The sequence below is a fragment of the Pseudomonas sp. FG98 genome (assembly GCF_057808595.1).
The window spans coordinates 13,393-37,440 of record NZ_JBMDIJ010000013.1; the positions used below are offsets into that span (position 1 = coordinate 13,393).

General features: G+C 64.1%; 22 protein-coding genes. 14 read left to right on the plus strand and 8 right to left on the minus strand.

Going from position 1 to position 24,048, the window contains the following annotated elements:
* Positions 1-77: 77 nt before the first annotated feature.
* From mksF to mksB, 3 genes are read right to left on the minus strand one after another with little or no spacing between them, the layout of a single operon-like run.
* Positions 78-2,909 (minus strand): Mks condensin complex protein MksF, encoded by a 2,832-nt coding sequence (mksF, locus tag ACODSK_RS11370; protein WP_489016034.1) that lies wholly within the window; start codon positions 2,907-2,909, stop codon positions 78-80.
* Complete coding sequence (mksE, locus tag ACODSK_RS11375) at positions 2,906-3,610, minus strand: Mks condensin complex protein MksE (protein ID WP_489016036.1); 705 nt, start codon at positions 3,608-3,610, stop codon at positions 2,906-2,908. Before mksE ends, mksF begins: the two co-directional genes overlap by 4 nt.
* Entirely contained in the window at positions 3,600-4,889 is a 1,290-nt protein-coding gene (mksB, locus tag ACODSK_RS11380; RefSeq protein ID WP_489016038.1) for an Mks condensin complex protein MksB, read from the minus strand. Before mksB ends, mksE begins: the two co-directional genes overlap by 11 nt.
* A 177-nt stretch (positions 4,890-5,066) precedes the next feature.
* Here mksB and ACODSK_RS11385 point away from each other — a divergent pair, with 177 nt between their 5' ends.
* Genes ACODSK_RS11385 through can form a run of 3 tightly spaced genes read left to right on the plus strand, consistent with a single transcriptional unit; the run spans position 5,067 to position 6,973 of the window.
* On the plus strand, positions 5,067-5,855 hold the full coding sequence (locus ACODSK_RS11385) for an energy transducer TonB (protein ID WP_489016039.1): 789 nt from the start codon (positions 5,067-5,069) through the stop codon (positions 5,853-5,855).
* Complete coding sequence (rimI, locus tag ACODSK_RS11390) at positions 5,848-6,300, plus strand: ribosomal protein S18-alanine N-acetyltransferase (RefSeq protein WP_489016041.1); 453 nt, start codon at positions 5,848-5,850, stop codon at positions 6,298-6,300. The genes ACODSK_RS11385 and rimI overlap by 8 nt, the downstream gene beginning before the upstream one ends.
* Positions 6,301-6,334: 34 nt before the next feature.
* Positions 6,335-6,973, plus strand: a complete 639-nt coding sequence (can, locus tag ACODSK_RS11395) for a carbonate dehydratase (RefSeq protein ID WP_489016043.1) — start codon at positions 6,335-6,337, stop codon at positions 6,971-6,973.
* Between the two features lie 110 nt (positions 6,974-7,083).
* On the opposite strand, the gene ACODSK_RS11400 is transcribed toward can, so the two are convergent.
* Positions 7,084-8,235 carry a hypothetical protein gene (locus ACODSK_RS11400; protein WP_489016044.1) on the minus strand — a complete coding sequence of 384 codons (1,152 nt, stop codon included), beginning with the start codon at positions 8,233-8,235 and terminating at the stop codon, positions 7,084-7,086.
* Positions 8,236-8,297: 62 nt separating this feature from the next.
* Between ACODSK_RS11400 and ACODSK_RS11405 the strand changes: the two genes are divergently transcribed.
* Entirely contained in the window at positions 8,298-8,858 is a 561-nt protein-coding gene (locus tag ACODSK_RS11405; RefSeq protein ID WP_489016046.1) for a D-Ala-D-Ala carboxypeptidase family metallohydrolase, read from the plus strand.
* Between the two features lie 97 nt (positions 8,859-8,955).
* Here the strand turns inward: ACODSK_RS11405 and ACODSK_RS11410 are convergent, their stop codons facing one another.
* On the minus strand, positions 8,956-9,819 hold the full coding sequence (locus ACODSK_RS11410; RefSeq protein WP_489016048.1) for a LysR substrate-binding domain-containing protein: 864 nt from the start codon (positions 9,817-9,819) through the stop codon (positions 8,956-8,958).
* Between the two features lie 130 nt (positions 9,820-9,949).
* Between ACODSK_RS11410 and ACODSK_RS11415 the strand changes: the two genes are divergently transcribed.
* The 4 genes from ACODSK_RS11415 to ACODSK_RS11430 all read left to right on the plus strand — a co-directional run bounded on the left by ACODSK_RS11415 (position 9,950) and on the right by ACODSK_RS11430 (position 14,638).
* Positions 9,950-10,558 carry a LysE family translocator gene (locus ACODSK_RS11415; protein WP_489016049.1) on the plus strand — a complete coding sequence of 203 codons (609 nt, stop codon included), beginning with the start codon at positions 9,950-9,952 and terminating at the stop codon, positions 10,556-10,558.
* Positions 10,559-10,622: 64 nt separating this feature from the next.
* Positions 10,623-11,135: a sigma-70 family RNA polymerase sigma factor gene (locus tag ACODSK_RS11420; protein ID WP_489016050.1), complete on the plus strand. Its 513-nt coding sequence runs from the start codon at positions 10,623-10,625 to the stop codon at positions 11,133-11,135.
* Positions 11,132-12,079 (plus strand): FecR family protein, encoded by a 948-nt coding sequence (locus tag ACODSK_RS11425; protein WP_489016052.1) that lies wholly within the window; start codon positions 11,132-11,134, stop codon positions 12,077-12,079. The genes ACODSK_RS11420 and ACODSK_RS11425 overlap by 4 nt, the downstream gene beginning before the upstream one ends.
* Before the next feature lie 75 nt (positions 12,080-12,154).
* The gene (locus ACODSK_RS11430) at positions 12,155-14,638 is read left to right on the plus strand and encodes a TonB-dependent siderophore receptor (RefSeq protein WP_489016053.1); all 2,484 of its coding nucleotides are present in this window, start codon (positions 12,155-12,157) and stop codon (positions 14,636-14,638) included.
* 73 nt (positions 14,639-14,711) lie between these two features.
* On the opposite strand, the gene ACODSK_RS11435 is transcribed toward ACODSK_RS11430, so the two are convergent.
* Genes ACODSK_RS11435 through ACODSK_RS11445 form a run of 3 tightly spaced genes read right to left on the minus strand, consistent with a single transcriptional unit; the run spans position 14,712 to position 16,957 of the window.
* Positions 14,712-15,122: a hypothetical protein gene (locus tag ACODSK_RS11435; RefSeq protein WP_489016055.1), complete on the minus strand. Its 411-nt coding sequence runs from the start codon at positions 15,120-15,122 to the stop codon at positions 14,712-14,714.
* Positions 15,119-16,543, minus strand: coding sequence for a PAAR domain-containing protein (locus ACODSK_RS11440; protein WP_489016057.1), 1,425 nt, complete (start codon positions 16,541-16,543; stop codon positions 15,119-15,121). The genes ACODSK_RS11435 and ACODSK_RS11440 overlap by 4 nt, the downstream gene beginning before the upstream one ends.
* Positions 16,544-16,546: 3 nt before the next feature.
* Positions 16,547-16,957, minus strand: coding sequence for a PAAR domain-containing protein (locus ACODSK_RS11445; RefSeq protein ID WP_489016059.1), 411 nt, complete (start codon positions 16,955-16,957; stop codon positions 16,547-16,549).
* A gap of 366 nt (positions 16,958-17,323) precedes the next feature.
* On the opposite strand from ACODSK_RS11445, the gene ACODSK_RS11450 reads away from it, so the two are divergent.
* The 6 genes from ACODSK_RS11450 to ACODSK_RS11475 all read left to right on the plus strand — a co-directional run bounded on the left by ACODSK_RS11450 (position 17,324) and on the right by ACODSK_RS11475 (position 24,028).
* Positions 17,324-18,058 carry a response regulator transcription factor gene (locus tag ACODSK_RS11450; protein ID WP_489016060.1) on the plus strand — a complete coding sequence of 245 codons (735 nt, stop codon included), beginning with the start codon at positions 17,324-17,326 and terminating at the stop codon, positions 18,056-18,058.
* Entirely contained in the window at positions 18,055-19,392 is a 1,338-nt protein-coding gene (locus tag ACODSK_RS11455; protein ID WP_489016062.1) for a sensor histidine kinase, read from the plus strand. Before ACODSK_RS11450 ends, ACODSK_RS11455 begins: the two co-directional genes overlap by 4 nt.
* Positions 19,393-19,523: 131 nt before the next feature.
* Positions 19,524-21,716 (plus strand): FepA family TonB-dependent siderophore receptor, encoded by a 2,193-nt coding sequence (locus ACODSK_RS11460; RefSeq protein ID WP_489016064.1) that lies wholly within the window; start codon positions 19,524-19,526, stop codon positions 21,714-21,716.
* 134 nt (positions 21,717-21,850) lie between these two features.
* Entirely contained in the window at positions 21,851-22,132 is a 282-nt protein-coding gene (locus tag ACODSK_RS11465; RefSeq protein WP_489016066.1) for a DUF3649 domain-containing protein, read from the plus strand.
* Positions 22,129-23,691 (plus strand): PepSY-associated TM helix domain-containing protein, encoded by a 1,563-nt coding sequence (locus ACODSK_RS11470; protein WP_489016068.1) that lies wholly within the window; start codon positions 22,129-22,131, stop codon positions 23,689-23,691. Before ACODSK_RS11465 ends, ACODSK_RS11470 begins: the two co-directional genes overlap by 4 nt.
* Position 23,692: 1 nt before the next feature.
* Positions 23,693-24,028, plus strand: coding sequence for a DUF3325 domain-containing protein (locus ACODSK_RS11475; protein ID WP_489016069.1), 336 nt, complete (start codon positions 23,693-23,695; stop codon positions 24,026-24,028).
* The last annotated feature ends 20 nt before the right edge of the window (positions 24,029-24,048 follow it).

Below are 24,048 nucleotides of genomic sequence, written 5' to 3' on the forward strand. Positions count from 1 at the left end.
ACAGGTTCAGTGTCAACCTCGAAACCTGTGGGAGCCGGCGTTGCCGGCGATGAGGCCCTGAAGGCCCCATCTCACTCTCAGGCCGACGTCTCTTCCTCTTCCTCCCGCACCACCGCCTTCTCCACATCCCGCCGACTGATGTATTTCCAGTCCGCCTCGTCGATGTAGATCCCGTTCGGTCCGCTGCCGCCTTCGAGGTCGATCGCCACCCGCGCCGACACCTGTGGCTTCACGCTCGCCAGGATCGGCACGAAGCCCAGTTGCAGGCTGGTTTCCAGCAGTGCCGCCTGGTTGCGTTCGTCGATGTCCGCCGCTTCGTCGAGGTAGTACGGCAGGCGCACGCGCCCGGCCAGGTCGCGGTCCATCAGGTGCAGCAACAGGTACATGTTGGTCAGCGCCTTGATGGTCATGGTGGTGCCGTTGGACGCCGCACCGTCGATGTCGGTGTGGATCACCGGCTGGCCATGCACCTTGGTGATCTCGAAGGCCAGTTCGAACAGGTCCTTCAGGCCCAACTGGTTGTGGTTGGCAGCCACCAGGCGAGCGAGGTATTCCTTGGCTTCCTCGTTCTTGTTGTCCTGCTCGGCGCTCTGGCTCAGGTCGAACACCGACAGGGTCTCGCCTTCCTCGTACTGGCCGGCGCTGTGGATGATCTGGTCGATGTGCTTGAGCGCTTCCTTGTTCGGCGCGAGGACGATGCGGAAGCTTTGCAGGTTGGACACCTGGCGGCGGTTGATCTCGCGGTTGAACAGGGCCAGCTGGTGTTCGAGGCTGTCGTAGTCGCTACGGATGTTGCGCAGGGTCCGGGCGATGTCGGTGACCGCCGCGCGGCGCGCCTTGCCCAGGGTCAGGGCTTCGTCGGTACGGTGCGCGTAGGCGTTGATCAGCAGTTGCAGGCGGCGTTCCATGTCGTCTTCGCTGTCGAACTTGGCCACGCCCTTGAGGCGCACCTGGGCGTACAGCGCCTCGATCTGGTTGTCGACCCGCAGCAGGCCCTGCCAGCTGTCCTGGTAGTCGTTGAGCAGCGGCAGCAGGTTGTCCATGGAGTCGTCCACCGGCTCCATGAATGGCGTACCGAACGGCAGGTCTGCCGGCAGCAGTTGGCGGCGGCGCAGGGCGTCGTCGAGGGTGCGCTGCTTGGCTTCCATGTCGGCGATCTGCCGGCCCACCAGTTGCAGCTTGGCGGACAGTTGCTGGACGCGCTCGGTGAAGGCGTCGCTGGAGCGCTTGAGCTCGTCCTGGGCGGCTTCGAACTGGGCCAGTTGCTCCAGCTTCTCGCCTTCCTCGGCGCTCAGGGTCTGGCTGCGGCGGAAGTCTTCCAGGGCCTTCTGCGCATCCAGTACCTGCTGGTACAGGGTTTCGGTCTGGGTCTTGCTGGCGGCGCGGTCGGCGGCCACGGATTGCTGGGTCTTGAGCTGCTTGAGCTCCTTCTCCAGACGCTCCTTCTGGTCGCGCAGGGCGGCGCGGTCGGCCAGGGCCTGCAGGGCAGGGGGCTCGATATGCGAGAGGTCGACGGAGATCCCCGGCACTTCGAAGCGCTCGCCCTTGAAGCCGTCCAGCAGGGCTTCGAGGGTCTTGATCCAGACGTCGCTTTCATCCAGTTCGATGCCGCGTTCGCCCAGCGGCAGGCTGAACAGCGCGCCGTTGAACAGGCGCATCAGGCGCTCGACATCCTGCTGCGAGAACTCTTCGCGCAGGCGGGCATAGCTGTTGTTGTCGGCATGGTCCAGTTGCTGCTTCACCGACTTCAGGCGTTTTTCCAGCTCGCGCACGCGCTCGTCGAGGTCTTCGGCGCTGAACTGACGGGACTGCGCCAGGGCGCCGGCCAGTTCGTCGTGGGCGTCCTTGGCCGCCAGCAGTTGCTGTTCCAGCACCTTCACATCGTCGACCAGGGCGAAGCGGTTCTTCAGCACCGACAGCTCGCCGAGCCAGCGCTGGATCCCGCTGATCTCGCGCTCCAGGCGCATCAGCTCCTGGGTGCCGTTGCGCTGGTCGTTCTGCAGCGAATCCTGTTCGTTGCGGTAGTGCTCGGCCTGGATGACCAGCTCCTCCTTGCGCGCGCCGGAGTAGTCCTGCCAGGTACCCAGCAGCGAGTCGAGCAGCGGCGACAGGCGATGCAGCTTGCCGCGCAGGATGTCGCGCTGGGCCACGCCGTTGGCCAGCGCTTCGACCAGCGGCCCGGCGGCGACCAGCGAGTTGTAGTCCTGCTCCATCCGCCGCACGTCGCGGAAGGCTTCGTCGCAGGCGGCGATGTAGTCGACGCTGCCGGAGCGCAGGCTGTGCTCGAAGGCATCGAGGAACAGCTGCTTGAGCTTGGCCGCGGTGATCTCGCGCATGTGCAGCAGGTTGATGAACAGGGCGCGGAAGGTCTTCAGGCTCTGTTCGCTGGTGGAGCGCAGCGGGATCAGGGTCAGGTCCAGCGGGATCGAGGTGTGCCCGCCGACCAGCAGCCGGCGCAGTTCGTCAGGCTTGAGTTCGTAGGCCTTCAGGCCGTTGCGCTCGAGGTTGCTGAACAGTTCTTTCTGGCGCAGGCAGGTGTCGTTCTTCTGGTAGTGGGCCAGGTCCAGCTCGCCGGCGTAGGCGAAGAACTGGTGGCCGAAGCCGCCGCCCGGGCCGCGCCCGACCACGCCGATCACGTGCGGGCCGTGGGGCAGGTTGACCTCGCAGAGGATGTAGCTGGTGTCGCTGGCGAAGTAGAAGCGCCGCGACTGCTCCAGGCTGTACTTGCCGAAGCTCATGTCCGACATGCGCGCCAGAATCGGGAACTGCAGGGCGTTGATCGAGGCACTCTTGCCCAGGTTGTTGGCGCCGTAGACCGACAGCGGGTGTTCCAGGGGGAACAGGCCGAGGCTGTAGCCGGCGGTGTTGAGCAATGCGAAACGGCGGATGCCGTAGCGTTCCTGGCTCATGCGTCAATCTCCTGTTGCTCTTCGGCGATGGCCCGGGCCAGGGCCTCTTCTTCGCTTTCCTCGGCGAAGGGCGCCAGGTCCAGCGGGTCGTCGGTGCGGTTGAGTTCTTCCGGGCTTTCCTCTTCCACCAGCACCGGGGTCGGCAGCGGCAGGTTGCTGTGCAGGCTGGCGGCCAGGTCGCGGTCCTGCTGGACCGACAGGCACACGTCGAGGAAGCGGTGCATCGGCGGCAGGAAGCGGTAGATGCCGTTTTCCTCGTGGGCGAAGCCGAGCTGGGTCATGCGGCGCATGATCTTTTCTTCCAGCTCGTCCGGGGTCTGCACCTCGGCCTGGAGGAACAGGTCGCGGTACTTGTCGAGCATCGACGGCAGCTCGTCACGGCCGAGGCTGCCGCCATCCAGTACCGACATCGGGTCGCGGCCCTGGTCGGCGAGGTGCTCGACCAGGATGAAGGTGAACAGCGACAGGCGCTGCGCGGTCTTGTTGACCTGGGCGGCGGCCTGCTCGGGGACGAAGTAGTAGAAACCGCGGGTATCGCAGACCAGCTCGAAGCCGAGGGCCTTGAACAGGCCGCGGTACTGGTCCTGGAAGTTCGACAGCTGGGTGTACAGCTCCGGGTCGCGCCGGCTGATATGGAAGCCCTTGAACAGCTCGCGGAAGATCGGTGCGAGCTGGGACAGTTCGGAAAGATCAAGATGCATGGGTAGGGCTCGCAGCAGGTTCGGGCGAAAGTTCGGGCGCGGTTTCGCGGCTGGATTTCAGGGCGAAGGAGCGCAGGCTGACCAGGTGTTCGCGGGTGGAGTACTCGCGGCGGTCGAGGCGTTCGCGGTTGAAGCGTTTTTCCCGCGAGAGTCGCGAGAACCAGTACAGCAGTTCGTCGGTGGCGCCTTCCGGTTCCTGCTCCAGCAGCCAGACCATCAGGTCCGGCAGGGGCAGGGCGTCCTCGCAGCGCTCGAGCATTTCCTTGACCGTGCGCGGGGCCTGGGTTGGCGCACCTTTCTGGGTCTTGTGCGCCTTGGGGAACTGCGCCGGCTTCGGTTCGAAGCGGGCCAGGGCGTAGACATAGGCCTCGACCTGGCTGGCGCTGCCGAGGAAGGTGCTCTGCGGCCGGGTGAACAGCGGCATGGCCGCCTGCGGCACGGCGTCGATGCCCTTGCGCCGGATCACCGACAGGGCCAGGGCGGCGCCGCGGGTCACGGCGTTGTGCCGGCGCGCTTCTTCACGCAGCGGCAGCAGCAGTTCGCGGGCATGGCGCAGGGTCAGCTGGGCGCTGGTCTGCATTTCGAGGATGCGCGCGTGGGTGCGCAGCAGCATGTCGTCGTCGACCAGTTGACCGAGCCGCGCCTGTTCGCTGAGCAGGCGCAGCAGCACGGTCTCGACCTTGCGCACGCCCTGTTCGAAGGCGCCGTCGGCGTTGACCAGCTGGATCATCGGCTCGACGTATTCGTCCCAGGTCGCCAGCACCTCGGCATAGCGCTGGCGCAGCGGGATCTGCCGGTCGCTGGTCTTGGCCCGCTCGGCCACGCCGATCAGCGCCTGTTCGTCGTTGTCGAGCTTCTTCAGCACGTCGCGCACGCGCATGTCGAGCAGGCGCAACTGGCGGGCCAGGTCATGGCCGTCGCGAATGTCGAAGGCGTCCTGGATATGCCCGGCCAGGCGCTCCAGGTGGCGCAGGTAGGCTTCGATCTCCAGGCACAGGCCGAGGCGGTGCTCGCGGCGCAGGTAGGCGAGGAAATCGTGGATCTGCGCGTTCAGCTCGAAGCGGTTCGGGCTTTTTGCCACCGGGACCAGGATATCCAGGCGGATCCACACGTCGAGCAGGGCGGTGATGTCCTGCGGCGTGCTTTCCAGCTGCTGGGCGGCCAGTTGCTGGCGCAGTTCGCCCAGGCTCAGGGTGCCGCCGTCAAAGCGCTCCGACAAAGGTTCCAGCAGGTTCCAGTGTTCGGCCAGGGCGCGCAGGACGCGTTTCGGTTCGATCATTGGCGGGTCGACTCGCTGCCAAATAAAACCCCGGATTGTACTGCATTGAACGGGAATGGTTTCACCCTTGATCGTTTGCAGCGGTTGTCCGGCGGATTTGTGCGATCGACTGCGGCGGCGCACGCGCAACGGCGTTAGAATGTGCGCCCTGACTTATCCACAGATGGCCGAACTTCCTTGCTGACCGAGTCCCGCCGCCGCGCTTACCTGAATGCCATGCAAGTGGTGCACTGGCTGCCGCGTACCGAACTGCCGTTCGCCGCGCCGTCGCGCCCGGAGCTGCTGTTGCCGCTGGAACCGCTGGTGGAGGAAGCGCCCGCGCCGGTCGCGGATCGCGTCGCCCCGGCCGCCGCGCCGGCGGTGGCCAAGCCGGCGGAGCGGCCGAAGATCGAGATTCCGCGCCCGGGTGCCACGGCCAAGGCGGTCAGCAAGCCGGTCGAGGCCGAGGAAGACAAGCCCGCGCCGGTCAAGGTGGTCGCCCCCCCACCACCGCGTTTCGCCCTGCAACTGCTGCGCGCCGGCAATTGCCTGCTGCTGGTGGAGCTGGCTACCGGCCAGCCGTTCCAGAGCCGCGACCCTTCCTATCTGCTGCTCAAGGACATGCTGCGCGCCGCTGGCCTGCCCGACAGCCCGCAGATCCTCGGCGAGCCGATCCGCTGGCCGCTGCTGGTCCGGGGCAGCCTCGACCAGGGGCCGGACGCCGCCCGCGACTTCGTCCACGGCTTCACCCAGGTGCAACTGGAGCGCGAGCCGGCCGCCTGCCTGTGGCTGGTCGGCCTGCCGGCCATCCGCCATGCCGGCGAGCGCGACGAAGCCGCGTACTACCAGGAATTTCCGGTCGAGGGCCTGGGCAGCGCCTGGGCGCTGCCCGGTCTTGAATTGTTGATGGACGAGCCGCAACGCAAGGCGGACGTCTGGAAAGCCATGCGCCGGCTGATGGCGCGCTGGAAGCCAAGCAATGAGTGACACCCTCAGTTTCCGCCGGATGACCGAGGCGGATCTGGATGCCGTGCTGAAGATCGAATACGCCGCCTTCAGTCATCCCTGGACCCGCGGCATCTTCCTCGACGGCCTGAAGAACTATGAAATCTGGCTGATGTTCGAAGGCCAGCAGCAGGTCGGCCACGGCGTGATCCAGGTGATCATCGACGAAGCGCACCTGCTCAACATCACGGTCAAGCCGGAAAGCCAGGGTCGTGGTCTCGGCCTGCGCCTGCTGGAAGAGCTGATGAAGCGTGCCTACGAGCTCAATGGCCGCGAGTGCTTCCTCGAAGTGCGCGCCAGCAACCAGTCGGCCTATCGCCTGTACGAGCGCTACGGCTTCAACGAGGTCGGTCGGCGCCGTGACTATTACCCGGTGGCCGGCGGCCGTGAAGACGCCCTGGTGATGGCCTGTACCCTGATCGAATAACCATAAGAACCGCATCACTCCATGAGGCCTGAACATGCACGACCTGCAGGAACTGATCGATAACAACGCGCGCTGGGCCGATGCCATCAAGCAGAAGGACCCGGACTTCTTCGCCAAGCTGGCCCGCCAGCAGACCCCGGAATTCCTCTGGATCGGCTGCTCCGATGCGCGGGTCCCGGCCAACGAGATCGTCGGCATGCTGCCGGGCGACCTGTTCGTTCACCGCAATGTCGCCAACGTGGTGCTGCACACCGACCTGAATTGCCTGTCGGTGATCCAGTACGCGGTGGATGTGCTCAAGGTGCGGCATATCCTGGTCACCGGCCACTATGGTTGCGGCGGCGTGCGCGCCTCGATGCAGGACCGCCAGTTCGGCCTGATCGATGGCTGGCTGCGTTCGATTCGCGACCTGTATTACGAACACCGCGCCGAGCTGGCGAAACTGCCCGACGAAGAGGCGCGGGTGGACCGGATGTGCGAGCTGAACGTGATCCAGCAGGTAGCCAACGTCGGCCACACCACCATCGTCCAGAACGCCTGGCACCGTGGCCAGGAGCTGTCGGTGCATGGCTGCATCTACGGCATTCAGGATGGTCGCTGGAAGAGCCTGGACGTGACCATCAGCGGCCTTGAGCAACTGCCGCCGCAGTACCGTTTGCGGCCGCAGGAATAAGGCTTTCGGCGACACCGCCTGAACCTGTGGGAGCTGGCTTGCCAGCGATAGCGATGGTGAATTCACCGACCTCATCGCTGGCAAGCCAGCTCCCACAGTGACCGAGTGACTCAGAGTTCCTCTGCTGGCTTCTGCAGTTCCCTCAACTCCCGGGTCATCGCCCCGGTATTGCACTTCGCACTCGCCTGCTCCGGCGTCATCTCGCGAATCGTCCGGTAGAACAGCTCGCAGGTCTGCTTCTTCGCCGTCACCTGCCATTTCTGCGTACAGGCATTCAAGGTCAGTTGCGCATCGGCAGCAGGATTGCGCCCCATCCCCGCTTGCCAGCACGCCGCGCTGAGATCCTGGCCCATCATCTTCAGGCCCGCCGCATCGGCCTTTTCCTGACTACCCCCGTTGTTGGCCGGATCCGCCGCATACCAGATCGCACTCGGATGGTTGGAGCCCACCACGGGCACCTTCTGCCCCGTGCTCGGGCTGATGATCGCCAGTCCCAGCACCTTCAGGTCGGCGCCGTATTGCTGCTTGATCCAGCTGCGCACTGGCGCGCCGAAGGCGACCATCGGCAGCGACTCGCCCTTCGACGTCAGGGTGACGTCCTTGACCATGCGCACCTGGTAATCCTGGAAGTAGCCGTAGGTGCCTTCCAGGGTCGAACCGGCGCTGGCCGGGGCAGCGATCGGGGCGATATCGACGATGGTCTGGTAGGCCGGGGTCTGCTCGGCCGGGATGCCGTTGAAGGTCAGCAGGCTGGCCCAGCGGTCGGTGGTGTTGGAGCGCAGATAGTCCTGGGCCTGGGTCAGCGAGTAATCCGGCGGGAAGTGCAGCAGCTCGATGCTGCGGCGGTTTTCCAGGGCCATGCCGAGGGGCAGGAACAGGTACCAGTCGTAGGCCCACTTGCCGTCGGCATTGAGCTTCTTCGCGCCGTTGTAGGCCAGTTCGCCGGCGTCGAGCAGTGCCGTCAGGGGCTTGTGGTAGTCGTTTGGGACGCCGCTGATATCGGCGTGGTACCTGTCGTTGTCGCGGCTGACCTTCACCGTCGCGGCGGGATAGCCGTCGCGCTGCACGCTCTGGGTCAGGTAATGCTCGACGGTCTGTTCCAGCGACCAGTCGCGAAAGCAGATCACGCTGCAGTTGTTGGGATAGGCGAACAGCCGGGTCACCCGCGCCTGGTCGCCCAGTTCGACCCGGGTGTCGGCCACTGCCTGGCTGCCAACGCCGAGGGCGATCAGGCCCAGTGCGATCGGTGCAATCTTGTGCATGCTTAACTCCTTGTCAGAATGCTCCCCGCGGATGGGAGGCTCGCCATACTGGAGGAATTTCCATGGTGCTGGGAAGAGGGGCGATGGCGCTGGTTGCAATGCTGTTCGCCGGGGTAGGCCAGGCCGACCAGCGCGACCTGTGGATGTTCGCCCAGTGGAGCGGCGAGCACGATACCCGGCCATTTCGCCAGATGCTGGTGGACGCCCGGCTCTACGGCGTGGTGCCGATCCACCAGTTGCTGCGTTCGGCCAGCGACTGGCGCCAGTGCCGCGCCGAGCCCTTCGCGGTGTCGCCGATGTCGCATTGGGCGGATGTTCGCAGCACCCTGCGCCTGCTCGACCTGCTGCGTGACGAGCGCATTCTCGGGGCCTTCGAAGTGGTCTCCGCCTATCGCGATCCACTGCTCAACCGCTGCGCTGGCGGTGCGGCGAACAGTGCCCATATGCGGGCATTTGCCGTCGACCTTCTGCTGGCTGATGGGGCCGACGCGCAAGCGCTGTGTCGCTTCTGGCAGCGCTATGGCCAAGCCTGGAACATGGGCCTGGGGCGCTACCCGACGGGGCGGATCCACATCGATACGGCGGGCTATCGCACCTGGGGGATGGGGGCCGGATGCGGCTAGTGCAGCGCGGTGCCGGTAGGAGCTGCTTTAGCTGCGAAGGACTGCGCAGCGGTCCCAAATCCTGTGTATCCAATGAGCCTGGAGTGTTCTGGTCGCTTTAGGCGCTGCTGGTCTGCTCCATGACCCACTCGGTAAACCGCTGACACTTCTCCGACTCCGCCAGCACCTGCGGACACAGCAGCACATACGCCGAACCATCCCGGACGAAGCCGTGCGGGGCAACCAACTGCCCGCTGGCCAGTTCGTCCTCGACCATCAACCGTGAAGCCATGGCCACGCCGAGTCCGGCCACTGCGGCCTGGATGCACAGGTAGAAGTGCTCGTAGTCGGCCCGCTCGATACCGCGTTCACTTTTCCTGTTCAAGCGCAGCCAGGTGGCCCAGGCCCCTGGCCGGGTGGCGCTGTGCAGCAGGCGCAGGCCGGCGAAGCCCTTGGCCGGCAGTGGCAGGTTGGGACTGGCAACCGGGCCGACCCATTCGTCGCAGACCTTCTGCACATGCAGCCCGTCTTCCCACTGGAAGTCATCGCGCCGCAGTGCCAGGTCGACGCCGCTGCGCACGAAGTCCACCGGCCCGCCCGCGGCCATCAGGTGCACCTGGATATCCGGCTGCCGAGCATGAAAGTCCGCCAGCCGCGGGATCAGCCATTTCATCGCCAGGGTCGGCTCGCAGGACAGCACCAGCACGTTCTCCCGGCTGTGCTGTTGCAGCCGCGCCACCGTGCCTTCGAGCTGCTCGAAGATCGATTGCGTGGTGCCGAGCAGGGTGCGTCCGGCGGCAGTGAGGAAGATCGCGCGGTTGCGTCGCTCGAACAGTTCGACGCCGAGTGACGCTTCCAGCAGGCGCACCTGGCGGCTGACCGCGCCATGGGTGACATGCAGCAGCTCGGCGGCGCGGACGAAGCTTTCGGTGCGCGCGGCGACATCGAAGTAGCGGAAGGCGGTGAGGGCAGGCAGTTTCATATCTGTGAGGAAAACTAGCGGATTTGTCGCACTATAAATCGCTTTTTCCCTAGCTGTAACGGTCTCGATAATGAGCACCGCGCAGCCGATCTGCGCTGAAAACTCGCTGATTGATACAAGGAAAATCCTCGTGAACGAACTGATTGCCGTCGCCCTGTTCACCGTGCTCGCGGTGATCAGCCCCGGCCCGGACTTCGCCATGGTGACCCGTGCCAGCTACGCCTTCGGCCGGCGCAGCGGATTGTCCGCCGCCCTCGGAATCGCCTGCGGTGTGCAGGTGCATGTGCTGTACACTGTGCTCGGCGTTTCGCTGCTGGTGCAGCACTCGCCGACGCTGTTCCTGGTGATGAAGGTGCTGGGCGCCGGGTATCTGATCTACCTCGGCTACAGCTCGCTGACCAACACCCGCCGTCTGTCGCTGGACGGGGAAATCCAGCCCAATGCGCGGGGGACTTTCCTCTCGGGTTTCCTCACCAACGCCCTCAATCCGAAGACCCTGCTGTTCGTGGTCAGCGTCTATACCCAGGTGGTCGGGCCGGACAGTTCGCTGGCCCGGCAATTCGCCTATGGGCTGTTCATGTCCGTGGCCCATTGGCTGTGGTTCAGCCTGGTGGCGCTGTGTTTCTCCAGCGCGCCGCTGCGGCGCCTGATGATCGAGCGCCAGCGCCTGGTGGACCGGGTGATCGGCGTGGCCCTGCTGGGGCTGGGCATGAGCGTGCTGTTCGCCAGCATGCGTTGAGCGGATTGCAACTTTCTGTGTCAGCAACTTAAGATAGAACCATTCTCATTTAGTGTTGCCCGCCATGAAAGCCACGCCACCCGCCGACAGTCTCGATGCGTTGTACAAGGGCTATCACGGCTGGTTGCTGGGCTGGCTGCGGCGGCGCCTGGAGTGTCCGCACAATGCCGCGGACATGGCCCAGGACACCTTCATCCGCCTGCTCAGCGCCGGGTCCTATGTGGCGCCGAACGAGCCGCGGGCCTTTCTCGCCACGGTGGCGCGGCGTCTGCTGATGGATCGCGGGCGGCGGCAGAAACTCGAACAGGCTTATCGCGAAGAGCTGGCCCGACATGCCGAGTACCTCGAACAGGCGCCCTCCGCCGAGCAGGTGATGGCGGCCGTGCAAGCACTCGAACATATCGCCAGGGCACTGCAAGCCATGGCGCCGCGCATGCGCCAGGTGTTCGTCCTGCGCCATCTCGATGGCCTCGGCCATGCCGAGATCGCCGCGCAACTGAACGTCTCGACCAAGACCGTGCAAAACGACTTGGTCCAGGCGCTGCTGCAATGCCATGCAGCAGGGGGCGGGCTGTGAGCGTGGCGCCGGAGGTGCTGCACCAGGCGGCGCAGTGGCTGGTGCGCATGGACGACGAGCCGGATGCCGCCGAGCAGGAAGCCTTTCGCGCCTGGCTCGCCAGCGACCCGGCCCATGCCCGTGCCGTGCAGGCGTTGCAGGGCAGCCTAGCACCGTTGCGCGAGCTGCCGCGGGCGCCGGTGCGTGCCGCGCTGGAAAGCGTAACGGCGCGCTCTTCCGGGCACCGCGGACTCAAGGTGCTGGCCCTGGCGGTCGTGCTGGCTCTGCCGGCGGGGCTGGCGCTGCAGCAGTTCCCGCCCGCCTATCTGCTGGCGGATATCCGCACCGGCGTTGGCGAGTGGAGCAGCCAGCAACTGCCCGACGGCAGCCGTATCCAACTGGACGGGCGCTCGGCGGTCGACCTGCAATTCGACGCCGGGACGCGAACCCTGCGCCTGCTCGGCGGCGAGATCCTGGTGGATGTGGCCAAGGACCCGGGACGCCCCTTCGTCGTCGTCACCGAACACGGCAGCGTGCGTGCCCTCGGCACCCGTTTCGTGGTGGAACGCCTGGGCGATTCGACGCGCCTGGCGATGATCGAGTCCAGCACCCAGGTCAGCAGTGCCGGCGACAGCATCACCGTCGGCGCCGGCCAGCAGGTGCAGTTCGACGCCCATGGCATCCAGGCGCCGCAAGCAGTGGACGGCAATGGCCTGGAGCAGGCCTGGCAGCAGCACCAACTGGTGATTCGCGAGCAGCCGTTGAACGAAGTGCTGGAGCGTCTGGCGCGACACCATCGCGGCTATCTCAGCTACGACGCCAAGGCCCTGGCCGGGCTCAGGGTCTCGGCGGTGCTGCCCGCCGATGACAGCGAACGGGCCCTGCGCCTGCTGGCGCGCAGCCTGCCGATCGAGGTGGTGCAGTACACCCCGTGGATCACCCGGATTCGTCCGCAAGCGAAATAATTCTCACAATCTTTTTCCACTTCCCGGCAGCCGTGCGTCCTTGTACTAGCCAACACCTAACGAGGACCACGGAAGATGTCTGTTTCGCTACGCCCCCGCACCGCCGGCAGCGCCCTGGCGCTGGCCATTCATGTTGCCATCGTCGGCGCGCCGCTGCTCGTCGCGCTGCCGGCCCAGGCCCAGCAGCAACTGCAACGCTACGACATCCCCGCAGGTGCATTGGGTGATGTGCTCAGCCGCTATGCCCGCGAGGCCGGGGTGGCGATTTCCTTCAATGCCGAGCAGGTGGCGCACAAGCGCAGCGCTGGCTTGCAGGGCAGCTACGGCGTACAGGAAGGTTTCGTCGCACTGCTGCATGGCCAGGGCCTGCAAGCGCAATCCAGCCCGGACGGCTATGTGCTGGTGAGCGTGGCGCAGTCCGCCGACACGCTGGAACTGGGTGCCACCAGCATCACCGGAGTGGGGCTGGGGAGCACCACCGAGGGCACAGGTTCCTACACCACCGGCGCGACCAGCACTGCGACCAGGCTCAACCTGAGCCTGCGGGAAACCCCGCAATCGGTCAGCGTCCTGACCCGCCAGCGCATCGACGACCAGAACCTGCGCAGCATCGGCCAGGTGCTGGAGCAGGCGCCTGGCATCAACGTGCAAAGCCCGGGCAGCGACCGCCTCTACGTGTTCTCCCGTGGCCTGGCGATCGACAACTACCAGTTCGACGGCATGCCGACCACCTCCTTCGCCTTCAGCCAGGCGTTGCCCCATGCCTTGGCGGACATGGCGATCTACGACCGGGTCGAAGTGGTGCGCGGTGCCACCGGTCTGCTCAGCGGTGCAGGAGATCCGTCTGGCACGGTCAATCTGGTGCGCAAGCGCCCGACCGACAGCTTCAAGGGCTACGTCAGCGGCGGCCTGGGTTCCTGGGACCTGTATCGCGGCGAAGTGGACGTGTCCGGTCCGCTCACCGAAACCGGCAATGTGCGGGGCAGGGCGGTAGCGGTGTACCAGCAGGGCAACAGCTTCACCGACCACCTGCAGCAGGAAAAGACCGTGCTCTACGGCATCACCGAATTCGACCTGAGCGACAGCACCTTGCTCACCGTCGGTTTCGACTACCTGAACAATGATCCCCGTGGCTTCTCCACCACCGGTCTGCCGGTGCTCGATCGCTATGGCAACAAGCTGCACACCTCGCGTTCGGACAACCCGGCCAGCCGCGACAGCACCAACCGCCAGCAGATCATCAACAGCTTCGCCTCGCTGGAGCAGAAACTGGCCAACGACTGGAGCCTGAAGCTGTCCACCAGCTACCTGTACGGCACCCGTGACTACGACTCGGTGATCGCCGGCACCTCCACCGGCTTCGTCGACCCGGCCACCGGCAGCGGCCTGAAATACACCGCCACCAAGGGTGAGAACTGGCAGAAGCAGAAGGGCCTCGACCTGATGCTCTCCGGCCCGTTCCAGGCCTTTGGTCGCGAGCATGAGTTGGTCATGGGCTTCAACTACCAATCCTACGAAAACCGCCGCAACGGCTTCGGCAACCTCACCGCCTCGGGCGGCAGCGACAACCTGGTCAGCGGCAAGCCGGTAAACATCTGGACCTGGGACAACTACGCCCCGCGCCCGACCTACACGCTCAACCGCGAGGACGACAACCTCCAGCAAAGCCAGAACGGCGCCTACCTCGCCACCCGCCTCAAGCCCACCGACGACCTCTCGCTGATCCTCGGCGCGCGGGTCAGCAACTACAAATACCGCGCCAGCTACCACTACAACGTCCCGGCCATGGTCTACCTCAACACCGACGATGCCGTGCGGGTCAGCGGCGAAGTCACGCCCTATGCCGGGGTGGTCTACGACCTCGATGAACAGCACTCGGTCTATGCCAGCTACACCAGCATCTTCAAGCCGCAGACCTACAAGGACCGCAACGGCAAGCTGCTTGAACCGAGGGAGGGCGACAACTACGAAATCGGTCTCAAGGGCGAGTACTTCGATGGTCGCCTGAACACCGCGATTGCCCTGTTCGAAGTCAGGCTGGAGAACGACAACGTCGCCGACGGCATCATCATCGGCACCGACTACGATACCGCCTACGCCGCCAAGAAAACCACCACCCGCGGTGTGGACCTGGAAGTCAGCGGCGAGATCCTCCCCGGCTGGAACATCGACGCCAGCTACAGCCACGCCCGGGTCGAAGACAGCGATGGCGAACGGATCAAAAGCATCGTGCCGCTGGACACCTTCAAGCTCTGGACCACCTACCGTATGCCGGGTGCGCTGGAGCGCCTGACCGTCGGTGGCGGGGTGAACTGGCAAAGCAGCATTCACTTCACCTCGGAAAGCTGGATGCTGCCCTCGGCCTCGACCTACAAGCAGGACGACTACGCCACGGTGGGGTTGATGGCCCGCTATCAACTGACCCCTCAGTGGTCGGCGACGGCGACGGTGAACAACCTGTTCGATGAGAAGTATGTGAGTTCGCTGGATGAGAACTTCTATAGCGGGAGTTATGGGGAGCCGCGGAATGTGATGGTGACGAGTAAGTGGGAGTTTTGATGGGGGGAGCCCCCTCGTGAGGCGAGGGGGCGGTTTCGAAAGATCAAAATTTATTAAGCTGGCGCTGGTTGGGCTACTCGGTGCTCACTTCCTGGATTTTGAACAGTATGCCAATCAAAATAATCCAAGAGAGGGTGATGATTGAAAAGATAAATTCGAGTTTTATGACTTTTTCAAGCCTCTTTGGGAATCTATCTATATCGCTCTGACAGAGATCTCCTGTCCGGATGAACGCCTTCTTGAATAGAATGAGTCCTGCGACCAGGCTAAACGTTAGAGATCGTGATGAGGTGCTGCCTTGGCTAATGTTTCTGGATATTGATTGGGCGTAAGGGCTTTTGGGTAAGGCATTTAGCAAGGGAGTTAGGTATTTGTGGCTTATGTATAGTTTTATGCCGATATTAATGAATACGAGGATGAACCCTCCAGCGGTAAACGTGAGGGCGAGGCTATATGGCCATGAACTTATGTTTGTGAGGGTCATATGAAATCACCCTGATAAATCAATTCTCCAAGGCTCTCGCCCCCCCGAGCTCCTAATTCAGAGCCGCCCCATGTGCCGGTGCCTATTCCAATTCCTGTGCATAAGACTTTTCCAACGCCATTGAGTCCCAGCACGGCACATAGCCTTGGGGCTAGGCGACCAGCAGTATCTCCAGCCAGATAGCCGAGAGATGCAGAACCAATGAACTTCCCTCCTTCGGTCATGACGATTTTTTTGCATCCCTCCGCAGAGCCATTCGTGCACATGTCTTGGATGGATGTAAGCGATGAAGTAAACCCGATGCCAATCGCCAGGTAACCACCATTTTTCATGTATCGGGTAGCTTTTGCCATCGCCTCTATGTGCTTGGAATAGCCTGGTATGTCTCCAATGTCACCCGCTTTTTTCCAATGGTGGGCGAGGCTTTTTGTAGAGATACCCAAAGCTTTTTTCAATTTTGGGTGATCCCCCAAGGTTGTCAGGCTTCGGATCCTTCTTGAGTTTAGTAATTGGCTGTCAAGTTCCGAGATCCATTTTTTTCGGGCTGTGTTGAATTCTGTTCCCTTGAAGTGCTTGTCTCGGGCGAAAGCGTCCTGATGGATGCTTACACCTTCCTTCATCTTTTCGGTCAGTTTCTCCAAATGTTTTTCCATTACTGTCATCGTGACACCGGCCCATGTCGAAGTGCTGCCGAGGAACGAGGCAATCTCTCCGTGGTATTTGCTCATGAAGTCCGCGTCTTCAGGCGTCAAGTCAGCCAACGCCACGGCCACTTCCTCCGCCGCCTCCATCAAATGCGCTTCCTCGCGCATGCACATGTAATTGCGCGGATCACCCAGCACCACCATCTGCCCGGCCTTGACGATGTCCTCGCCAAGGCTGCCATTCAGTCCGTTGAACTTGCGCATCACTTCGGGCGAGGGCGCTTCGCCGAACAGTTCGGCAATCAACTGCTGGCGGGTGGTGGATTTCGGCACGATGTAGAAGCCGGGTTCGGCAGGTTCGTTGTCTTCATCCGCAGAAACGGGCCTGGTAGCAGTGGGGGCGTTACCGGGACGTGAAGCCGTTGCAGGTGCCGCTGGCGAGGGCGAGGCGGTGAACGGCAGGGGTATCGGCGGCATCTCCCTGACCAGCTCGGGTTCGGGCCATGCGATCAGCTGGTTTTGACCTAACGGGCAAGCGCATTGAATTAGCGCGCCATGCAGTGCTGTGGCGCGGCCGTGCCAGTGAATGGCAGGCGAGCCTTCCACTATGGTGCCCGCCTTGCCACATTTGGGACATGGGGTTGTAGTGTCGCCTACCCGCAGGACGTCCCGACCGTCCTGCGTCGACCAGGGGAAATTGCCGATACAGGTCGCGCCTGTGGTGGTCTTGTCACCGTGAAGCCCCTGACCCAGACCGTCCACGATTGCACGGGCCATGGCTCAAACTCTCTTCAGACGAAAATGATCGGGGGAAAATGGCTGGCCTTCCCGTTTTACGAGATGCGTCTTGTTCTGCGGGGTATCGATGATTTCGTCGCCATTGTCGATTCGACTGCCGACGACCGCGACCTGTCCTTGTCCTTCGCCAGACTCGGAAAGGATCGCAGCGCTGCTGCCATCGGCGTATTCGACAAGGTCGCCGGCGCAGGCCACGCGGACCTTGTCCCCATTGGGCAGGGTGATTTCCACTGTGCTGGATGCCTTGCGAATGACACCTCCGTTGCGGCTGCAACTGCCTTCGGTGGCCAGGCGGAAAATTGCCAGTGCCGGGTGCTCGGGATCGTGGTGATCCAGCGAACGCAGATATTCAGGGGAGACTTCGTTGGTGAAACGCGGAGTGGTGGATTGCATGGTGTGGCTCCTTGCTCATGAGCACCGCCCTTTTCCTGGAATGAAAAGGCAACGGTGCCTGTCGGTTGGAAGCCTGCAACCCTGACGTCTTGATATCGGGAAAAGAATCAGACGTTTCCTAGAGAGCTATAGGATTTTTTTGAAGCTGAGGTAGGTCGTGGGCTCTAGGTTGTTTTTGCTGGCCTCATCGCTGGCTATGCCAGCTCCCACAAATTTCTGCGTCGATCACAGCGGGCTCGACACGCACCCTGTGGGAGCTGGCTTGCCAGCGATAGGGCCGCCAAGTCCTACAAACAGCTATGGGCATCTTCCGAATCTTTCGTCAGAATGCGCGACAAAGAACCATTCTCATTCGCAAGGTGTCCCATGCAGCCCGCCTTATCTCCCAGAGCCCCGGTCCGGATCCTCGCCATCGAGGACGATCCGCTGCTGGCCGCGCATATCGATAGCCATCTGGGCCAGCGCGGCTTTGCCGTGACCGTGCGGCATGACGCCTGCGATGTCGTGGAGCTGGTGCGCGATGGCGGCTTCGACCTGGTGCTGCTGGATATCCTGCTGCCCGGCAGCAACGGCCTGGAGATGCTCGCCGAGTTGCGCCAGCGCCAGCGGGTGCCGGTGATCCTGATGTCGGCACTGGGAGCCGAGCAGGACCGCATCGTCGGCTTCAGCCAGGGCGCCGACGATTACCTGCCCAAGCCATTCAGCATGGGCGAGATGGACGTGCGCATCGATGCCATCCTGCGCCGGGTGGCCTATGAGCGTGAACACCGGAAAAGGGAGGAAGAGCACGACCGGTTGGGCCAGGCCCTGGGCCTGACCTTCGATCCGCTGCGCAGCGATGTGTGCAACAACGGCACCTGGGCCGACCTGACCAGCACCGAATACCGCATCCTCGAAACCCTGCTGCATTCGCCCAACGAGGTGCTGAGCAAGACCTTCCTCTACCAGCAGGCGCTGCACCGCGCTTATTCGATCCATGACCGCAGCCTGGACATGCATGTCAGTCATATCCGCCGCAAATTGCAGGGCATCGGCTACAGCGCCGGACGGGTCGAGACGGTGCGTGGCGCCGGTTACGTGCTCAAGCGCGTGACGCCATGAGCCTGCCCGACCGGCATTCGCTGCTGTGGAAGCTGGTGGGTGGCATCGTCCTGCTGAGCCTGTTGATCATCAGTCTGCATGTGGATGTCAGCCAGCGCCTGGAGACGGCCACCGCCAAGCTGCCCGCGACGACGCAGAAGATCCTCTCCGATTACGCACAGGAAGCCGAGAACGCCTGGAACCAGAGCGGCACACCGGGCGTGGATGCTTTCCTGCGCAGCCTGTACGAGCGTGAGGGCGTTTGGGCGGCGGTGGTGGGGCAGCATGACCAGTCGTTGTCCTCGCGGCCGCTGCGCGGGCGTGAGCGCAAGAAGCTGCATTTCATGCGTACCCTGGACTGGTCGGTGGGTCGCCCGGGAGGGACGCCGACCTTCTACATGCCGTTCAGCGACAGCGAGGCGCGGCTGGTCATGGACCTGCCGGCGCGCCTCGATCCGCGCAAGTACAACCACCTCTGGCGGCTGTTCCTGGAGCGCCTGTTGCCGGCCGCATTGGCCCTCGGTCTGGGCGTGCTGCTGTACCGCACGCTGATCGCGCCGATGGTGATCCTGCGCCGCCAGGCCAATGCCCTGAGTACCGGCAATCTGTCCGCGCGGGTCGGCACGCAACTGACCCGCCGCCGCGACGAACTGGGCGAGCTGGCGCGGGCCTTCGACCATATGGCCGGGCGCCTGGAGAACACCGTGGAGTTCCAGCGCCAGTTGCTGCGCGACCTGTCCCATGAGTTGCGCACGCCGCTCAGCCGCCTGCGCGTCACCGGCGAGCGCGAGCAGGACACCACCGCCCTGCGCCAGCGCCTGGAGCGCGAGGTGCAGGGCATGGAGCGGCTGATCAACGACACCCTGGAACTGGTCTGGCTGGATACCGAGCGCCCGCAACTGCCGGTGGAAACCGTGGATATCGGCCGCCTGTGGGACGTGCTGTGCGAGGACGTCTGCTACGAAAGCGAATGGCCCGCCGAGCAACTGCGCAACGATCTGCCGGCCGGCTGCCGGGTACTGGGCAATCTCAACAGCCTGGCCCAGGCCCTGGAGAACATCCTGCGCAATGCCGTGCGCCATTCGCCGCCGGGCGGGGTGGTGCGCCTCGGCGGGCAGCGGGAGGGCGAGGATTGGCATATCTGGATCGAAGATCAGGGCCCCGGCGTCGATCCGGACAAGCTGGAAAGCATCTTCCTGCCCTTCACCCGGCTCAACGCCGCGCGCCCCGGCGGTGACGGTTTCGGCCTTGGCCTGTCGATCGCCCGCAGTGTCGTGCAACTGCAAGGCGGCGAGGTGTGGGCGCAGAATCGCTCGCCCGGCTTGCGGGTCAATCTGCGGCTGAGAAGTGTATGAAATGTAAAAAAGATTTACTCTCAATTGAGAAAAAGTAGCATTCGCGCTCGTCCCGGTCAGGTACTGGGGCGAGCCGGATGCTTTCGCTCGCTCCTTTCCTGCAGTCCGTCATTGCGAAAGGAGCGTCGTCGATGCAGCCCCGTTTCAAGCTCAATCCCCTGTGCCTGGCCCTGCTGGCCATTTCCCCGTCCCCCCTGCTGGCCGCTACCGAGGAGCTGGGCGATATCCATGTGGTGGCCACGGCCGAAGAAGAGCTGAAGCAGGCGCCTGGCGTGTCCCTGATCACCGAGGAGGACATCAAGAAGCGTCCGCCGGTGAACGACCTCTCCGAAATCATCCGCAAGATGCCGGGCGTCAACCTGACCGGCAACAGCGCCAGCGGCACCCGCGGCAACAACCGGCAGATCGACCTGCGCGGCATGGGCCCGGAAAACACTCTGATCCTGATCGACGGCAAGCCGGTCACCTCGCGCAACTCGGTGCGCTACACCCGTTCCGGCGAGCGCGATACTCGCGGCGACAGCAACTGGGTACCGGCCAACGAAGTCGAGAGCATCGAGGTCCTGCGCGGCCCGGCGGCGGCTCGCTACGGTTCCGGCTCCATGGGCGGTGTGGTGAACATCATCACCAAGCGTCCGACCAAGGAAATCAGCGGCAGCATCTCGGCCTTCACCAACCTGCCAGAGGATGACGCCGAGGGCGTGACCAAGCGCACCACCTTCAGCCTCTCCGGCCCGCTGACCGATGCGCTGACCTTCCGCGTCTACGGCAACCTGAACAAGACTGACGCCGACGACGCCGATATCAACGCCGACCACACCGCGACCGGTGGCTCCCTCGCGGCAGGCCGCGAAGGCGTGCGCAACAAGGACATCAACGCGCTGCTCAGCTGGGCGCTGGACAACCAGCAGACCATCGACTTCGAGGGTGGCTTCAGCCGCCAGGGCAATATCTACGCCGGCGATGTCGGCACCGGCGCCACCGACTCGCTGACCTCCGGCAGCACCATCAACAAATGGCTGGGCCGCGAGACCAACACCATGTACCGGCAGAACTTCTCCGTCACCCATCGCGGCGACTGGGAGTTCGGCACCTCGCGCCTGATGGCGCAATACGAGAACACCCGCAACAACCGCCTGCTGGAAGGCCAGACCGGCTCGGTGGACGGCGATATCAGTGGCAGCGACAAGTCCACCAGCACCTACGACAGCTACCTGGTCCAGGGCCAACTGGACATTCCGATGGAGCTGCTGCGCCCGCAGACCCTGACCCTCGGCGCCGAATGGAACTACCAGGAGCTGGACGACCCGAGCACCATGGATCGCGCCATCGGCACCACCTTGCCGAACTCCGCCGCCGGCTCGCGCGCCACCGACATGGACGCGACCATCATGGCCGTCTATGCCGAGGACAATATCGAGCTGACCCGCGACTGGACCCTGACTCCCGGCCTGCGCCTGGACCACCATGACCAGTTCGGCGCCAACTGGAGCCCGAGCCTGAACACCTCGTACAAGCTCACCGACGACATCACCCTCAAGGGCGGTATCGCCCGGGCGTTCAAGGCGCCGAACCTGTACCAGTCCAACCCCAACTACCTGTACCGCAGCAACGGCAACGGCTGTGCGCCGAGCCTGGCCTCCAACGGCTGCTACGTGTTGGGCAATGCGGACCTGGATCCGGAAATCAGCATCAACAAGGAAATCGGCATCAGCTTCGCCCGGGATGGCTGGAGCGCGGGCCTGACCTACTTCCGCAACGACTACGACAACAAGATCGTCTCCTCCAACGACCTCACCGGGCGAACCTCGACCAACGAGGCCATCCTGCGCTGGGACAACGCCAAGGACGCGGTGGTCAAGGGCTGGGAAGGCAACATCGGCGTGCCGCTGCTGGGCGAGGCGGGCGAGATCCTCAGCTGGAACACCAACTTCACCTACATGGACTCGAACGAGGACAGCGACGGCAACCCGCTGTCGGTGGTGCCGGAATACACGGTCAACACCATGCTCGACTGGCAAGTGACCCAGGCCCTGTCGCTGAACCTGACCGGCACCTACTACGGCAAGCAGGAACCGCGCGTGTTCAACCCGACCCGGGATGTCAGCGTCACCGCGCAGAACGAGCTGAAGACCCTCGATCCGTACCATGTCTGGGGCGTGGGCGGCACCTATGAACTGACTAAAAACGTCTCCTTCGGTGCCGGCATCAACAACCTGTTCGACAAACGTGTGTACCGCGAGGGGGCCGGGACCAGCGCCGGGGCCAGCACCTACAACGAGCCGGGCCGGGCGTTCTATGCGTCGGTGACCACCACCTTCTGACCAAGGACCTTTGGCTCACCACATACCCCTGTGGGAGCTGGCTTGCCAGCGATGACTGTGGTGAATTCACCATGGCCATCGCTGGCATGCCAGCTCCCACAGGGAATGTGGTGCCTGGAGTAAACGAGGCACCCATGAAAACAACAACCTGGGCAGCGGTGTCTCGCATCACCGCCGCCATCCTCGGCGGCTATGCCTTCACCTACGCCTTCACTGCCGCCCTGGCGCGGGTGCTGCCGCTGGACAAGGTCGATGCCCTGATCAGCGCCAGCCTGCTGTCGTTCGCCGTCTACACCGGGGCGATTCTCTGGGCCTTCGCCTGCCGCAGCGCGACCCGCGCCTGGGCCGGCCTGGCGCTGGGCCTGCCGCTGGCGGCGATCGGCTTCTGGCCACAACTGACGGGGCTGGCGGGATGAAACAGAAGACCATCACCCAATCGCTGTCCTGGATGCATACCTGGAGCGGCCTGGTCTTTGGCTGGATCCTGTTCGCGATTTTCCTCACCGGCACCCTGGCGGTGTTCGACAAGGAAATCGATGGCTGGATGCGTCCGGAAATCCCCGCTCATGACCTCGACCAGCAGCAGGCAGCACAGCGTGCCCTGGACTATCTGCAGGCCAACCATGCCGGTGCCAGTGCCTGGAATATCGGCCTGCCGGGCGAGCGTTCGCCGGGGCTGAGCGTCTCTGCCGGCGAGCAGCGGCGCGGTGGCGGCATGGCCCTCGACCCGACTACCGGCGAGAAGCTGGACGTGCGCGAAACCGCAGGCGGCAGTTTCTTCTTCCGCTTCCATTTCACCCTCAACCTGCCGCGCAACATCGGCATCTGGGTGGTGGGCCTGGCAGCCATGGCGATGCTTGCGGCACTGGTCAGCGGCATTGTCATCCACAAGAAATTCTTCAAGGAGTTCTTCACCTTCCGCCCGGCCAAGGGCCAGCGTTCATGGCTGGATGCCCACAACGCCACGGCGGTGCTGGTGCTGCCCTTCCACCTGATGATCACCTACACCGGGTTGGTGATTTTCTATCTGATCTACATGCCGGCGGCGTCGGACGCGCTGTTCGATGGCGATCGCGAGGCACTCAACCGGGCCATGCGCGGCATGCCGGCGCAGCAGCACGCCGAAGCGGGGCGCGGCCAAGGCGAGCGTCATGGCGAGGCGGGCAGGGCACGCGCCGAGGCGGCGCCCTTGACCGATCTTGGACCGGTGCTGGTGGCGGCGGAGCAGGCCATGGGACCGTTGTCCGGGCTGTCGATCCAGAATCCCGGGCGCAGCGATGCGCGTATCGAAGTGCGGCCGGTGCTGGGCAACCGCATCGAGTTGACCAAGGGCCAGAGCATGGTCTTCGACGGGGTCAGCGGCAAGGTGCTACGCGCTCCGGCCGAGAGCCGTCCGAGCCTGCTGACCCAGCGGGTCATGGCGGGCATGCATTTCGCCCAGTTTGGCGGTTATCCGATGCGCTGGCTGTACTTCCTCTGCGGCCTGGCCAGTTGCGCCATGATCGCCACCGGACTGGTGCTGTTCACCGTCAAGCGGCGCCGCCGGCACGATGGTGAAGGCGCGCTGGGTGCGCTGCTGTATCACGTGGCGGAGCGGCTGAATGTCAGTGTGGTTGCCGGGTTGTCCGTGGCCTGCATCGGGCTGCTCTGGGCCAACCGCCTGCTTCCGGTCGAACTGGCCCAGCGTGGTGGCTGGGAGGTGCGGATGTTCTTCCTGGTCTGGCTGGCGACCCTCGGTCACGCCCTCGTGCGCCCCTGGCTGAGTGCCTGGCGCGAGCAGTTGGGGCTGGCGGCGCTGCTGTGCCTGCTGCTGCCGCTGTGCAACCTGTTTACCGTCAATCGTGGCGACTTCATTTACCTTGAGGTCACCACGCTGTTCATCGGCGCGCTGCTGGGCTGGTGCTGCTGGAAGGTCGGGCAGCCACCGAAAGAGCGCCCGGTGCGGCGTGGCGCCAGTGCCGTGGAGGTCAATTGAAATGGGTGTGATGTTATCCACAGGGCTGTTGCTGGCCTACAGCGGAATGCTCGGCTTGTGCCTGGGGCTGGAGCGGCATTATCGGCAGGTCTGGCAGCGGCTACCCGACCCCTGGTTGCGACGTGCGCTGCGCCTGGGCGGTTGGCTGGCGCTGGCCGCCAGCCTTGCGCTGAGTATCGCGGCCTGGGGCTGGGCCATGGGGCCTATCGGCTGGTTCGGCCTGATCTCGCTGGCCGGGCTGGGTCTGGTGATGTTGCTGCCCTATCGAGCGAAGGGCGCGGTGTGGCTGGCGCTGGCAGGCTGGCTGGCGATTGGTGTCGTGGCGCTGCGAGCCTGAAACAGTGGCCAGGATTCTGG

Excerpts from the sequence above, each read along its gene's own strand:
- mksF (WP_489016034.1), bottom strand. The coding sequence starts at position 2,909 with ATGAGCCAGGAACGCTACGGCATCCGCCGTTTCGCATTGCTCAACACC.
- mksE (WP_489016036.1), bottom strand. The coding sequence starts at position 3,610 with ATGCATCTTGATCTTTCCGAACTGTCCCAGCTCGCACCGATCTTCCGC.
- mksB (WP_489016038.1), bottom strand. The coding sequence starts at position 4,889 with ATGATCGAACCGAAACGCGTCCTGCGCGCCCTGGCCGAACACTGGAAC.
- rimI (WP_489016041.1), top strand. The coding sequence starts at position 5,848 with ATGAGTGACACCCTCAGTTTCCGCCGGATGACCGAGGCGGATCTGGAT.
- can (WP_489016043.1), top strand. The coding sequence starts at position 6,335 with ATGCACGACCTGCAGGAACTGATCGATAACAACGCGCGCTGGGCCGAT.
- ACODSK_RS11400 (WP_489016044.1), bottom strand. The coding sequence starts at position 8,235 with ATGCACAAGATTGCACCGATCGCACTGGGCCTGATCGCCCTCGGCGTT.
- ACODSK_RS11405 (WP_489016046.1), top strand. The coding sequence starts at position 8,298 with ATGGTGCTGGGAAGAGGGGCGATGGCGCTGGTTGCAATGCTGTTCGCC.
- ACODSK_RS11410 (WP_489016048.1), bottom strand. The coding sequence starts at position 9,819 with ATGAAACTGCCTGCCCTCACCGCCTTCCGCTACTTCGATGTCGCCGCG.
- ACODSK_RS11420 (WP_489016050.1), top strand. The coding sequence starts at position 10,623 with ATGAAAGCCACGCCACCCGCCGACAGTCTCGATGCGTTGTACAAGGGC.
- ACODSK_RS11430 (WP_489016053.1), top strand. The coding sequence starts at position 12,155 with ATGTCTGTTTCGCTACGCCCCCGCACCGCCGGCAGCGCCCTGGCGCTG.
- ACODSK_RS11435 (WP_489016055.1), bottom strand. The coding sequence starts at position 15,122 with ATGACCCTCACAAACATAAGTTCATGGCCATATAGCCTCGCCCTCACG.
- ACODSK_RS11440 (WP_489016057.1), bottom strand. The coding sequence starts at position 16,543 with ATGGCCCGTGCAATCGTGGACGGTCTGGGTCAGGGGCTTCACGGTGAC.
- ACODSK_RS11445 (WP_489016059.1), bottom strand. The coding sequence starts at position 16,957 with ATGCAATCCACCACTCCGCGTTTCACCAACGAAGTCTCCCCTGAATAT.
- ACODSK_RS11450 (WP_489016060.1), top strand. The coding sequence starts at position 17,324 with ATGCAGCCCGCCTTATCTCCCAGAGCCCCGGTCCGGATCCTCGCCATC.
- ACODSK_RS11455 (WP_489016062.1), top strand. The coding sequence starts at position 18,055 with ATGAGCCTGCCCGACCGGCATTCGCTGCTGTGGAAGCTGGTGGGTGGC.
- ACODSK_RS11460 (WP_489016064.1), top strand. The coding sequence starts at position 19,524 with ATGCAGCCCCGTTTCAAGCTCAATCCCCTGTGCCTGGCCCTGCTGGCC.
- ACODSK_RS11465 (WP_489016066.1), top strand. The coding sequence starts at position 21,851 with ATGAAAACAACAACCTGGGCAGCGGTGTCTCGCATCACCGCCGCCATC.
- ACODSK_RS11470 (WP_489016068.1), top strand. The coding sequence starts at position 22,129 with ATGAAACAGAAGACCATCACCCAATCGCTGTCCTGGATGCATACCTGG.
- ACODSK_RS11475 (WP_489016069.1), top strand. The coding sequence starts at position 23,693 with ATGGGTGTGATGTTATCCACAGGGCTGTTGCTGGCCTACAGCGGAATG.